Origin of the sequence: Streptomyces sp. NBC_00483, assembly GCF_036013745.1 — a bacterium.
Lineage (GTDB): Bacteria > Actinomycetota > Actinomycetes > Streptomycetales > Streptomycetaceae > Streptomyces.
This window is the reverse complement of the sequence record NZ_CP107880.1, coordinates 41765-54165: the sequence shown is the minus strand read 5'-3', so window position 1 is coordinate 54165 and position 12401 is coordinate 41765. Positions and strand designations below refer to the sequence as shown.

The following is a 12401-nucleotide window of genomic DNA, read 5'->3' as shown; positions in this document are numbered from 1 at the left end:
GCACGTAGCGACACATAGCGACCACGCAGCACGTAGCGAAAGGCATGCGCACATGACGTTCACCCTCGGCATTGTCGGCGCCGGACAGTTCGCCGGCGGTTTCGCCAAGTTGTTCCTCGCCCACCCGGGCGTCGACGCCGTCCACGTCACCGACCTGCTGCCGGAGCGAGCCGAGCAACTGGCCGCGAAAGAGGGCCTCGCCGGAACCTTCCCCTCGTACGAGGCGATGCTGGAGTCCCGCGACATCGACGCCGTCGCCATCTTCACGCAGCGCTGGACCCACGGCCCGCTCGTCCTGCAGGGCCTCGAAGCCGGCAAGCACGTCTACTCGGCCGTCCCGATGGCCATCACACGCGACGAGATCGCCGCGATCATCGACGCGGTCCGCCGCACCGGACTCACGTACATGATGGGCGAGACCAGCGAGTACAACCCCGCCACCGTGCACACCCGCAACCAGATCGCCGACGGCGCCTTCGGACGGCTCTTCTACGCGGAGGGCGACTACGTCCACGACATGGACCTCGGCTTCTACGAGGCGTACCAGTACAGCGGAGGCGAACGCTGGAAGGAGACCGCCAGCTATCCGCCGCTGCTCTACCCGACACACGCGGTCGGCGGAGTGCTCGGCGCGTGGCGGACACACGCGGTCAGTGTCTCGGCGATCGGTGTGAAGGACGAGCGCGGCGACGGTGTCTTCGACACCGAGGTCAGCCAGTTCGGCAACGACATCTCCAACGCCACCGCACTCTTCGAGGTCGCCGGTGGCGGCTCGTTCCGTACGAACGAGTTCCGGCGGGTCGGCTACCCCTCGCACATCAGGGAGTCACGCTTCCGGTTCTTCGGCACGGACGCCAGCATGGAGCAGCTCGCCACGGTCAGCTTCTGGCAGGACAAGAAGGGCGTGCAGGACATCACCGAACTCCTCGAACCGAAGCCGTCGCTCAGCCCGGACGACCCGTCGCTCGAGAAGATCGCGCCCGCCCTGCGCGCCGCGTTCACGTCGGGCTCGGCCCCCGTCCACGACCGCTCCCGCCTGCCCCGCGTCTACGACGACATGCCCAACGGCCACGAGGGCAGCCACCACTTCCTGGTGGACGACTTCGTCACCGCGGTCAACACCCGCACCCTGCCGTCGGTGAACGCGTGGGTGGCCGCGCGCTACACGCTGCCGGGCATCGTCGCCCACGACTCGGCGCGCCAGGGCGGGGCACGCCTGGAGATCCCGGACTTCGGGGACGCGCCGGGGGCCTGAGCAGTGCCGGCCAGGGTGAGGGCCTGTCGTTTCGGATCAGGTCCTAGCCCCGCCCGAGGACGCAGAAGTCGTGTCCCTCGGGATCGGTGAGACACGTCCACGGGACGTCGCCCTGGCCGAGGTCGATGTCGGTGGCGCCGAGGGTCTTCAGGCGGGTGACCTCCGCCTCCTTGTCGTCACCGGCGTACGGCAGCAGATCGATGTGGACGCGGTCCTCCACGGTCTTGCCGTCCGACGAACGAAGGAACTCGAGATACGGGCCCACACCCTGGGAGGAGCGCAACACGGCCCGGTCGTTGGCCACTTCGCGCACCGTCCAGTCCGTCGCCCCGCCCCAGAACCGGGCCATGGCCCGCGGGTCCGCACAGTCGACCACCACGGCCGCGATCGGCCCGGTGTCCCGGTAGACCTCCCGGGGCTCCAGCACGCAGAACTCATTGCCTTCCGGGTCGGCGAGCACGGTCCACGGCACATCGCCCTGGCCGACGTCGGCGGGCGTCGCGCCGAGTTCCTTCAACCGCGCGACCGTCTCCGCCTGATGAGTGGGCGAGGTGGTCGCGAGATCGATGTGCACACGGTTCTTCGTCGCCGTCTTGGCGTGCGGAACGGTGACCACGTCGATGCACACGGCGCTCGCGTCCGGCCACGCGAAGCCGCCACCGGGCTCCACATTGGTCACACCGGGTGCCTCGCTGGACACGCCCCAGCCGAGCGCATCCGCCCAGAACCGCCCGACGACCGCATCGTCAAGGGCCTTGATGTTCACCTGAACCGGTCTCAGAGCCATGCCGGAGACCCTATGCACACCGCTGCCGCACAGGTACGTGGTGTCGCCGAACGGTGATCATTTTGCTTGCCCCGCCTCGAACTCCATGGCCGCCACCTCGATCACGGCGAACCGGAGCCCGAAGGTCCTGAACGACTCGACGCGGGCCAAGCGTCGCGCCGACCGCCTGGACCTGGGCATGATGGGCCGGTGTGCCGGGGGAGCCGCGCAGGGTCGGCCTTCGACATGCGTGGAGTGGCAGGGAGGGGGTAGGCGCGCCGCCGGAGGCGCTGCGCGTGACAGGGACGCCTCGGCGGCTGAAGGGACGGTTATGGGGCAGGCTCGGGTTCGGTTTCCTGTGCGCTGGGAGGACGGAGGTGTCCTGGTCGTGCAGGTCGTGGGCCGGTTCGATGCCGATGCCGCGGCGGAGCTGGGTGCACTGATGGGGCGGCTGGGCGCCACGGGTCAGTCCGGTCTGGTGGTGGACTTCCAGGACGCCGAACTCTGCGGGGCCGACGGGGCGCGGCAGTTCGTCGAGGCGGGTCTGGACATGGTGGCGGGCGGCGGCGCGCTGGCCGTCGTGGCGGACGCCGCCGAGCAGGCCGTGCTGCGCGCCGTGGGGGCGGACCGCCTGCCGCTTGGCGTGCACGACGATGTCGCCGCGGCCCTCGAAAAGATCTCGGGCCGGTCGACGGACACACTGGGGGACCGGGACGCCGGCGCGGGATCGGGCTCCGCACTGCGATAGGCGCCCGGCCCGGACTCCACCGGCACGCAAGGGCGTACCGCACAGTGGTGCCATGACGAACTCCGACGCCCGGTTTCTCCCCGGCCTCGAACTGTCCAGGGCCCTGTACGAAGAGGCCGTACGGCCGATCCTGCGGGAGGCGTTCCCCGGGCTGCGTCACGCGGCCGCCCGCATCGGCGGTGGATCCGAGGTACTCGGCTTCGACACACCACGGTCCGCTGACCACGAGTGGGGTCCACGGCTGGAACTCTTCCTGACGCCCGAGGACCGGGCCGAACACGGCGCGCGTATCCACGACGTCCTTGCACAGCGGCTGCCCAAGCACGTACGGGGCTGGCCCACGCACTTCCAGGAGAGCGGGAACCCGCTGGACCCGGTCGGCCGCATGCAAGCCACCGACGGCCCGGTCAACCACCGCGTCGACCTCCACACCGTGGACGAGTGGGCGGCCGGACACCTCGGGCTGCACGCGGCCGACGCGGAGCCGAGCGTGAACGAATGGCTGGCCATGCCCCAGCAGCGGCTCGCCGAGACCACCGGCGGCATGGTGTTCCACGACGAGCCCGGCACCCTCACCGCCCTGCGGCGCACCTTGGCGTGGTACCCGGAACAGGTGTGGCGGTACGTGCTGGCGAGCCAGTGGCAGCGCATCTCCCAGGAAGAGGCATTCGTGGGCCGCTGCGCGGAGAGCGGCGACGACATCGGATCAGCCGTGGTGGCGGGCCGCCTCGTGCGCGACCTGATGCGCCTGTGCCTGCTCCTGGACCGGCGCTACGTTCCGTACAGCAAGTGGCTCGGGAGCTCCTTCGGCCGGCTGCCGGTGGCGGACTCCCTTACCCCGTCGCTGCGCGGCGCGCTCACGGCCCAGGATCACCCCACCCGGGAACGGCACTTGTGCGACGCCTACGAGGCCGTGGCCACGCTGCACAACGCGACCGGACTGACCACCCCACTGGACCCGAACCGACGCCCCTACCACTCCCGCCCCTTCCTGGTGCTGCACGCCGAACGCTTCGCCCAGGCCCTGGCCCGCACCCTCACACACCCGGCTCTACGTGAACGGCCTCTGGTGGGAGGCGTGGACCAGTGGTCGGACAGCACCGACCTGCTCCGCCAACCCCGGGCCGTGCGCGCCGCGGTGGACGCGCTCCAGTGAGCCGACCGGGGCGCGCGGGGGACCGGAACCGGCTCAGGAGCGGCGTGAACTGGTCCTGACGAAGCCGGGGGCGGCCGGGCACCATGGTCCGGTGGTCGGACGGGAGGGCCGTCGTGGGCGCGAAGGTGCGTGACGTGGTGCGGGACGTGGTCGCCGAGGTGGCGCCGGACGAGGTCCTGTTGCTGGACCAGCTGGCGCCCTTGGACGAGGGCCGCGTAACCCGCCTCTTCGAGCGGCGAGTTCGAGACATGGAGTCGCATCCGGCGCCGTACGCGGAACCGCACGTGGACCCGCGCACTGACTCGCACACCGACCTGCACCTGGACTCGCACACCGACCCGCACATGGGATCGCTCGAATGCGGTCACGTGGATGTGACCGCGCCGGTCACCCCGGTGGTGTGGCTGGCGCTGGACGAGGCGGCTCGGCGCACCACCTGCCGGGCCATCGACGGCCGCTCGCGACGCCGCACGCCGCTGCTGCACCACCTGTTCCGCCGGCGGCGCCAGCCCCCTCCCACGATCCGCTCCCTCACCGCGGCCCAACTCGACGCCGTACGCCGCTTGGTGCGCGACCATGCCCGCTCGGCGCGACTCGGTGAGGACGCGGCGGCGGCACTCGCGGATGCGGTGACCTCCCGGCTGTCCCTGGAGCTGACGGACGCGGGCTGAGGCGGGCCGACGCGAGCCGGCGCGGTCCCGCGCGGTCCTGGGACGGTTCGCCCTGATGTGCCCCGCCCCGCGGGATGTCCTGGCTCGTCACTGCGAGGAGATCCCGTGAAGTACGGGAATGCCACCGGAACTTCGGGGCGCGTGCGTCCTACACCTAACTGGGTGGCCGGGCCGACCCGGCGACCGCACAGGGAAAGGACCCACGCCGCCTTGTCGTCTCGAGCCGCGCATTCACCCGAGGGGGTCTCCCACCCCGGAGGCAGCACCCGTGACCCACGCCGCTTCCTGTGGCGACTGACCGCAGCCACCGGCGGCGGCATGTTCATCGACGGGTTCGTGTTCGCCTCCGTCGCCTCCGCGCTGGCCGGCAGCGCGATGTCCCGCGAGATCGGCGTCACCCTCACCTGGGCCACCCTGATTTCGTCGTCGACACTCGTCGGCACCTTCTTCGGCGGCCTCTTCCTCGGCTATCTGACCGACCGGGTCGGCCGCCGCCCGATGTTCACGATCGACCTGTCGGTGTTCCTGGCCGGCGCGGTGCTCATGCTGTTCGTGACCGCCCCCTGGCAGGTCATGGTCCTCGGCCTGGTGATGGGCCTCGCGGTGGGCGCCGACTACTCGATCGGCTCCCCGCTGCTCGCCGAATTCGCGCCGCGCGTGCGGCGCGGCAACTATCTCGGTGTCCTCGAGATCCTGTGGAACGTCGGCTACGTGGTGGCGTACCTCATCGGATACCTGATCAACAGCCACTGGCCGTCCGCCTGGAACATCACGCTCGCCGCGAGCGCCGTACCCGCGGTGATCTGTCTGATGCTCCGGCACGGACTGCCGGAGTCCCCACGCTGGCTGATGTCAAAGGGCCGCCGCGAAGAGGCACTTGAGGTCCTGACCGAGTCCTTCGGCGCCACCGGGACACGTACCACCCTCGATGCCGACACAGCCGACATCGACGCCGACACGGCCGACATCCACGCCGAACAGGCCGAGGACACGCGCTACTCGATGCTCTTCTCCCCGGACTACATTCTGCGCACCGTCTTCGTGTGCACGTTCTGGATCTGCATCGTGCTGCCCTACTTCGCCCTGACCTTCTTCCAGCCGACCGTCCTCACCGCGATCGGCATGGGCAGCTCGGCGCTGGCCGGGGCACTGCTCGGGACGATCGTCGCGCTGGTCGGGGCCGTCACCGGCTGGTTCCTGGTCGACAAGGTGGGCCGCCGCAAGATCCTGATCTGGCCGATGTTCGGCTGCGCGCTCGCCCTCTTCCTGGTCGCCCTCGGCCACCGGCTGCCGGTGTGGGCGGGCACCGCCTGCTTCTTCGGCTACCTCTTCTCGTACGGGATCATGAGCATCCTGCCGGGCGTCTACCCCGAAGAGGTCTTCCCCACCGCGATCCGCACCTCGGGCGTGGGCCTCGCCTCCGCCGCGAGCAGGATCGGCGCGGCCGTCGGCACCTTCCTGCTGCCCCTCGGCCTGGAACACCTCGGCCTGGGCTGGTGCATGGCCGGCATGGGCGTGGTCTCCCTCATCGGAGGTGTGACCGCGCTCGCCTGGGCCCCGGAGACGAACGGCCGCCTGCTCACGGACACCGGCCACCGCGCGCAGCGCGGCCGCCGCCTTGTCGCGGCCGCGCCGGTGGGTCAGGGCTGATGTCTGCCGTCTGGATCAGGGCCGGGTGAGGGTGTAGGAGAGCTGGTAATTGGCCCCGTCCTTGGTGAAGTTGAGGATGCCGCTGCCCTCCTCGGTCAGCGTGTGCGATCCCAGGAGGTCACTTCTGTCGCCCGGGAGGCCATCGGCTTCGTGGAGCGTGATGGTGACCTCGCCGTCGAAGGCGTGGTACTCGTCGATGGCGTACTTCTGGCCCCCGCTCATGCTCGGGAGCAGGATGTTCTGGCCGTTCACGGCGAGCTTGGGATCGTCGTGGCCGACCCAGTCCTCGGTCTCGATGCACTTCAGCGTCTTCAGGTGAAGGTTGGCCATGGTGTTGCTCCCCGTTCTTGCGGTCGGTCTTCCGTCGGCTGGTCGGCCGTACCCCCGCAGGTAAGCATCGTGAACTGCGGGTCTTCTTGCCGGTGCGCGGGGTCGATACGCAATCTTCACGGGTACGGCACGGGTCGTGGGACCGGGACTTGGGTGAGGGCGCGGTCCTGTGTTCGTATGTGGCGGTGATTGAGAACGGCCCTCCCGAAGACTCCACGGCACACATCCCCGACCAGGCATCTGCCCCGGGCGACGACGACGCCCCCTTGGACCGCAAGGCCCGCAAGGCCCGCCGACGTGCGGCGCGCAGGGTGCTGCGTTCCCCCGCTCGTACGGCGGCGAAGGTGACGGCGACGCTCGTCGTGGTGCTCGCGTTCCTCGCGCTGGGGGACCGCTGGGCGGTGCTCTACGCCGAGAACATGGCGGCCGAGAAGGTGCAGGAATCGCTGAAGCTGCACGCCGAGCCCGAGGTGCACATCAACAGCTTCCCCTTCCTGGGCCAGGTCGCCATGGGCAACATCGACAACGTGGAGGTCAACGTGCCCCACGTGCCCGCGGGGCCGGTCTCGGTCGCGCAGGTGAAGGGATCGGTCGACGACATCCGGATCGTCGGCAGCCTCCCGTCCTCAGTCAAGGGCGCCGTCCTGAGCAAGGTCCGCGGCGACGTGTTCCTGTCCTTCGACGACCTCAACCGCGAAGTCGGCGCATCCCAGGTGACGTTGGCCCCCGGCAAGCAGCGCAACACGGTGCAGGCCAAGGGCGATCTCCCGGTCGCCGGAAAGAAGGCCCAGATCCGTGGCCGCGCGCACTTGGAGCGGACCGGCGACCGGGGCCTGGCACTGTCCGTGGAAGACACCAAGATCGTGGTCCCGGGCCTGCTCACCTACACCCCGGGCAAGGGCGGCGGCCTGCAACTGGCCGCACCCACCATCAACAAGATGGACCAACGCGAGACCGAACAGGCCACGGGACAGCGACTCCTCCCCGGAAAGCTCATGAAGGGCGGCGCCCTGGACACGCTGGCCGACCACCCTGCGCTGCTCAAGCCCGCCGGTATCGACCCGTCACTGATCCAGGGCCTGCAGAAGCTGCAAGAGCCGAAGGTCGCACAGAAGATGGAGTTCTCGGCCCAACTGCCCAAGGACATGCCCGGCGACCTGCGCCTGCGGGACATCACGGTCACGAACGAGGGAATCCGCGCCCAACTCTCCGGCAAGGACGTGCCGTTGGGCACCTGACGCATGGGTTCATTGCGCGGTCTGTGGCTGCAGCCCGGTCATCCCCGCGTAGAGGCCGCGATGGAACAACAGGGGGCGGGCGTGCAGCGCGGCCCCCAGATCGTCCACCGCGCCGACGACGATGAGGTGATCCCCACCGGGGTGGACCGCCGCGACCGTGCAGTCGAGCCACGCGCACGTCCCGTCCAGCCGCGGCAACCCCGACGGGGACCGGGTCCACGCGACACCGGCGAACTTGTCGATGCCCGACGTCGCGAAGGTCGTGCTGATGTCGTCCTGGTGGTCGGCGAGGATATTGACGCAGAACCGGCCGCCGGCCGCGATCCGCGGCCAGGTGGTGGACGACCGTCCCGGCAGGATGATGATCTGCGGTGGCTCCAACGACAGTGACGAGAACGACTGACATGTGAAGCCCACCGGGCCGTCCTCGCCGATCCCCGTCACCACGGTCACGCCGGACGCGAAGTGGCCCAGGACATCGCGGAACGACGGCAGTTGCTCTGTGTTCATGTGTCTCTCTCCCGTTCCGTGTGCCGGTAGCGGAGGGTGTACGCGTGCGGAGGTCAGCCCCTGACCGGTACGGTGCCCGCGGCCCGCAGGTCGGCCAGGGCAGGGAACCCGTCGATCGCCATCAGGAGGTCCAACTCGGCGAGAATTGCCCGCAGTTGGGACACCACGCCGTCCGCGCCCCCGACCGCGAGCGCGTAGGCGTACGGTCGCCCCACCCCGACCGCTGTCGCACCCAGTGCGAGTGCCTTCGCCACATCGGATCCGGAGCGAACACCGGAGTCGAACAGCACCGGCATCCCGTCGGCGGCCTCGACCACGCCGGGCAGTGCGTCCAGGGCAGGCAGTCCGCCGTTGGCCTGGCGGCCGCCGTGGTTGGAGCAGTAGATGCCGTCGATTCCGACGTCGCGGGCACGGCGGACGTCGTCAGGATGGCAGATGCCCTTGAGCAGGATCGGCAGCGAGGTGAGCGAGCGCAGCCAGGGCAGGTCGTCCCACTGCAGGGAGTTGGCCCAGATCCCGATCCACTCCCGGACCGCCGCGCGCAGGTCCTCGGACGGAGGGGCGGCGAGCCGCTTGAGGAACGTCGGATCCGAGAAGTAGTTCTCCAGGACGAGCCCGCGCAGCTGCGGAAAATTGCCCGTGTTGAGGTCCCGCGGTCGCCAGCCCGTCGTCCAGGTGTCGACGGTGACCACGATCGCGCGGTATCCGGCCGTTTCCGCGCGTTCGACCAGACTCGCCGCCAGGTCGCGGTCGCGGGGAACGTAGAGCTGGAACATCCCCGGGGTGTCACCGGCGTGCGGTGCGACGTCCTCCATCGGGTCCTGCATGAGCACGGAGCCGACCATCGGGACGCCGGTGCGCGCCGAAGCCTTGGCGACGGCGATGTCGCCGTGGAAGTCCTGGCTGCACAGGCCGATCACCCCGATCGGTGCCATGAACAGCGGACTGGGCAGCGACATCCCGAAGAGGTCGACCGACAGGTCCCGTTCATAGGCCCCGTTGAGCATCCGCGGCACGATCCCGTGGTGGGCGAACGCCGACACGTTCGCACGCTGCGTGCCCTCGTCGCCGCACCCGCCGGCGACGTAGGAGTGCACCCACCAGGGGAGCACCTCGGCGGCCTTGCGTTCGAGCGACGTGGCGTCGACCGGGAAGCGTGGGGCGATGCCGTCGAGGGCGTCGAAGTAGATCTCGTACTGGTAGTCGCCGTACTGCGGTGCGGGCATGACGGTCCCTTCGTACGGGAAATAGGGGGGCGGGATATAGGGGGGCGGGCGCCGTTCAGAACGCGGGCCCGGCAAGGTGGTTGGTGAAGTCGAAGCGGGCGATCTCGTCCAGCTGCTCACCGAGCTGCGCGGTCATCGCGTCGAAGGCCCGCCGCCCGGCGTCCGCGGTCGCCTGCGTCGGGTCGCCCAGGTAGCCGTCAGGACCGAAGTCGTCGGACAGCCAGCCGAAACTCACGCTGCCGCCGAAACGGACGTGCGTGTTCTTGTTCAGGCCGCGGGGCAGACGTGGCGCGGCGGCGCCCATGTCGACGAGATCCGGGCGCAGGTGCAGCATCAGCGACGTCTCGCCCGCCCCGCCGTGGATGCCCTGCCCCTGCTCGATCCCGGCGAACGGATCCTCCTCCGGTGGCGGGAAGGCGTTCACGGCGAAGGTCATGAGTCCGTGGGCCCTGCGGAGGTCGCGCAGCATCGTCTGGATCTCGGAGCTGTTGCCGCCGTGCCCATTGACCAGGACCAGCCGACGGATCCCGGCCGTGGCGACGCTCCGGCCGAGGTCGGCGAGCACGGCGGCGAACGTGCCGGTCGACAGGGACAGGGTCCCCGGTGACCACTCGTGTTCCACGGACCGGCCGTAGCCCAGCGTCGGCAGCAGCCACAGATCGAGCGCCTCACCGTAGGAGTCCACGGCCGCCGCGCTCGCGGCCTCCGCGACGAGCGCGTCGGTGATCAGGGGGAGGTGCGGGCCGTGCTGCTCGACGGCGCCGACCGGCAGGATCGCGACGGAGGCGCCGGAGCACCGCTCCCGGACCTGGGCCCTGCTCAACTCGGCGAAACGGCGCGACGGGGATGTCATGAACCCTCCTGCGGGGTCGGATGGGTCGGGTGGGTCGGATGGGTCGGCTCGGGGAGACAGGCGGTCGCCCGGATCTCCACCCGCATCTGAGGGGTGGCCAGGCGCGGATAGATCAGCAGGGACGCGTAGTCGCGCCGGGCGTACAGGCCGGGACCGTGCTCGGCGAGCCACCGGTCCCGTACGTCCATGTACTCGGCCCGCTCGGCGGGATCGGCCAGGTACTGGTCGAGCGCCACGATGTCGTCGACGGCGCAGCCCGCGTCGGCGAGGATCGTCCGGATGCGGTCGAGGACCATGACGGTCTGGGCTCCGACGCCCGACAGAGTGGCCCCCGAGTCGTCGACGACGCCGTCGATGCCGCTGGTGAGAACCCAGCCTCCGGCCGCGGCTCCACGGCTCCAGGGCTGCTGGACCGTCCCGTAATACAGCGGGCCGAGCCCGCGCTTGGCCGTCATACCGTGCTCCGGTCGGTGGCGGTGTCCTGTGCGTCCCGTGCTGCGTGGGCCCGTACCGACCAGGACGTCCGGGTGCGCCGTATCGCCCAGTAGGCCAGCGCTGCGACGGCCCCGCCGATCCAGTAGGTGATGTCACCGAGGAACGGGTACCGCGCGGCGACGGGGCCGACGTACAGGGTCTGGTTCATGAACGGGACCGACACCAGGACGCCGAGGACAAAAGCGGGAAGTCCCGGGCCGACCCGCCAGGTCCGGTCGTAGAACCAGGCCGGGCGCACCCCGTCACCGCGCAGGGACATCAGATGGTCGGTGAGTGTCACGCCGAGCCAGGGCCCCACCCAATACCCCATGACGAACAGGAAGTTCTGGAAGTTGGCGAACGCCGCGTCACCGAGCCCGGCCCACCAGGCCAGCGAGCCCCCGGCGGCACCGGTGACCAGGGCGGACACCCATCGTCGCAGCGGGATGTCGGCGATGAGCAGGGCGAGCGACCCGGAGTAGATGTCGATGACACCGGCGGCGACGGTCGAGGCCAGAAGCGGGATCAGCGCGAGGACGGCGACGGCCGAGGGCGCGATGGCCGTGACGAGGTCGGTCGGGCTCTTCGGGAAGATCACCGAGCCGATCGCCGCGCCCAGCAGATGCATCCACAGCCCCGCGACGGCGGCCCCGAGGAAGGTGGCTCCGGTCACCTTCCTCCGGCTGGTGCCGATGGGGAGATAGCGGGTGTAATCGGAGGCGCAGATCGCGAAGCCGAAGGTCCGGGACGAACTGAGCGCGACGGCCGTGAGCATGGCCCCGACGACCCCGTGCTCGGCGCCCTTGCCGGGGGCGGTCAGATGGCCGGCCATCAGCCCGTAGACCGTCACCACGACGAACAGCACACCCATGACCGGCACGAGCGCCCGCTCGACCTTGTGGACGAGGTCGTGGCCGATGACCACGATGACCATCTGGAAACCGGCGACGAGCACAACGGCACCGAGGAACGGAATGCCGAACAGATACCGCACGATGTAGGCGCCGAGCGCGGTATTGACGGCGAAGAACCCGAACCCCGTCATGAACAGGAGCAGCGTCGGCAGGACGTTGCCGAGGTACCCGAACGGGCCCCGGGACTGGACCATTTGTGCCGTGCCGGCCCGCGGCCCCATCGACGAGGTGAGCCCGAGCAGCAGGCTCCCCACGAGGGTGCCGACCGTCAGAGCGAGAGCGGCCTGACCGAAGCTCAGCCCGAGAAAGGCGGTCGGCAGCGCACCGACGACGATGGCCGAGTACTGGAGATTTCCCGAGAACCAGAGCGTGAACGACGAGGAGACCCTGCCCCGCCGTTCGTCCTCGGCGACATGCTCGATCCCGTTGCTCTCGACGGGTACGCCCTGGTGCCGCGCAGCTCCGGAACTACCACCCATGAGGCCCTCCAACGCTGGAGCCGTGTCACCGAGCGGATACGTCACGCCGTTCCCGGCCGGCCAACCCGCACGAGGACAATTGTTGATGTGGCGAACATCTGCACACGAGAGTTGGTCCCAAAAGCCTTACT

General features: G+C 69.9%; 13 protein-coding genes. 6 read left to right on the top strand and 7 right to left on the bottom strand.

Annotated features, from left to right (window positions below):
• Positions 1–52 precede the first annotated feature (52 nt).
• The gene (locus OHA73_RS00275) at positions 53–1255 is read left to right on the top strand and encodes a Gfo/Idh/MocA family protein (RefSeq protein ID WP_327653729.1); all 1203 of its coding nucleotides are present in this window, start codon (positions 53–55) and stop codon (positions 1253–1255) included.
• 43 nt (positions 1256–1298) lie between these two features.
• On the opposite strand, the gene OHA73_RS00270 is transcribed toward OHA73_RS00275, so the two are convergent.
• Entirely contained in the window at positions 1299–2042 is a 744-nt protein-coding gene (locus OHA73_RS00270) for a VOC family protein (protein ID WP_327653728.1), read from the bottom strand.
• 367 nt (positions 2043–2409) lie between these two features.
• On the opposite strand from OHA73_RS00270, the gene OHA73_RS00265 reads away from it, so the two are divergent.
• From OHA73_RS00265 to OHA73_RS00250, 4 genes are all read left to right on the top strand, one after another.
• Complete coding sequence (locus OHA73_RS00265) at positions 2410–2769, top strand: hypothetical protein (protein ID WP_327653727.1); 360 nt, start codon at positions 2410–2412, stop codon at positions 2767–2769.
• A gap of 52 nt (positions 2770–2821) precedes the next feature.
• Complete coding sequence (locus tag OHA73_RS00260; protein ID WP_327653726.1) at positions 2822–3925, top strand: DUF4037 domain-containing protein; 1104 nt, start codon at positions 2822–2824, stop codon at positions 3923–3925.
• Between the two features lie 113 nt (positions 3926–4038).
• Positions 4039–4596 (top strand): hypothetical protein, encoded by a 558-nt coding sequence (locus OHA73_RS00255; RefSeq protein ID WP_327653725.1) that lies wholly within the window; start codon positions 4039–4041, stop codon positions 4594–4596.
• Between the two features lie 210 nt (positions 4597–4806).
• Positions 4807–6246, top strand: coding sequence for an MFS transporter (locus OHA73_RS00250; RefSeq protein ID WP_327653724.1), 1440 nt, complete (start codon positions 4807–4809; stop codon positions 6244–6246).
• Between the two features lie 15 nt (positions 6247–6261).
• On the opposite strand, the gene OHA73_RS00245 is transcribed toward OHA73_RS00250, so the two are convergent.
• Positions 6262–6576 (bottom strand): hypothetical protein, encoded by a 315-nt coding sequence (locus OHA73_RS00245; RefSeq protein ID WP_327653723.1) that lies wholly within the window; start codon positions 6574–6576, stop codon positions 6262–6264.
• 185 nt (positions 6577–6761) lie between these two features.
• Here OHA73_RS00245 and OHA73_RS00240 point away from each other — a divergent pair, with 185 nt between their 5' ends.
• Positions 6762–7814 carry an LmeA family phospholipid-binding protein gene (locus OHA73_RS00240; RefSeq protein WP_327653722.1) on the top strand — a complete coding sequence of 351 codons (1053 nt, stop codon included), beginning with the start codon at positions 6762–6764 and terminating at the stop codon, positions 7812–7814.
• A 9-nt stretch (positions 7815–7823) separates the two neighbouring features.
• On the opposite strand, the gene OHA73_RS00235 is transcribed toward OHA73_RS00240, so the two are convergent.
• Genes OHA73_RS00235 through OHA73_RS00215 form a run of 5 tightly spaced genes read right to left on the bottom strand, consistent with a single transcriptional unit; the run spans position 7824 to position 12270 of the window.
• Complete coding sequence (locus OHA73_RS00235) at positions 7824–8324, bottom strand: flavin reductase family protein (protein ID WP_266718546.1); 501 nt, start codon at positions 8322–8324, stop codon at positions 7824–7826.
• A gap of 53 nt (positions 8325–8377) precedes the next feature.
• Entirely contained in the window at positions 8378–9550 is a 1173-nt protein-coding gene (locus OHA73_RS00230) for an alpha-hydroxy-acid oxidizing protein (protein ID WP_266718548.1), read from the bottom strand.
• 55 nt (positions 9551–9605) lie between these two features.
• Positions 9606–10403, bottom strand: a complete 798-nt coding sequence (locus tag OHA73_RS00225; protein WP_266718550.1) for a creatininase family protein — start codon at positions 10401–10403, stop codon at positions 9606–9608.
• Positions 10400–10858, bottom strand: a complete 459-nt coding sequence (locus tag OHA73_RS00220) for a RidA family protein (RefSeq protein ID WP_266718552.1) — start codon at positions 10856–10858, stop codon at positions 10400–10402. The genes OHA73_RS00225 and OHA73_RS00220 overlap by 4 nt, the downstream gene beginning before the upstream one ends.
• Positions 10855–12270, bottom strand: a complete 1416-nt coding sequence (locus tag OHA73_RS00215; protein WP_266718554.1) for a purine-cytosine permease family protein — start codon at positions 12268–12270, stop codon at positions 10855–10857. The genes OHA73_RS00220 and OHA73_RS00215 overlap by 4 nt, the downstream gene beginning before the upstream one ends.
• Positions 12271–12401 lie beyond the last annotated feature (131 nt).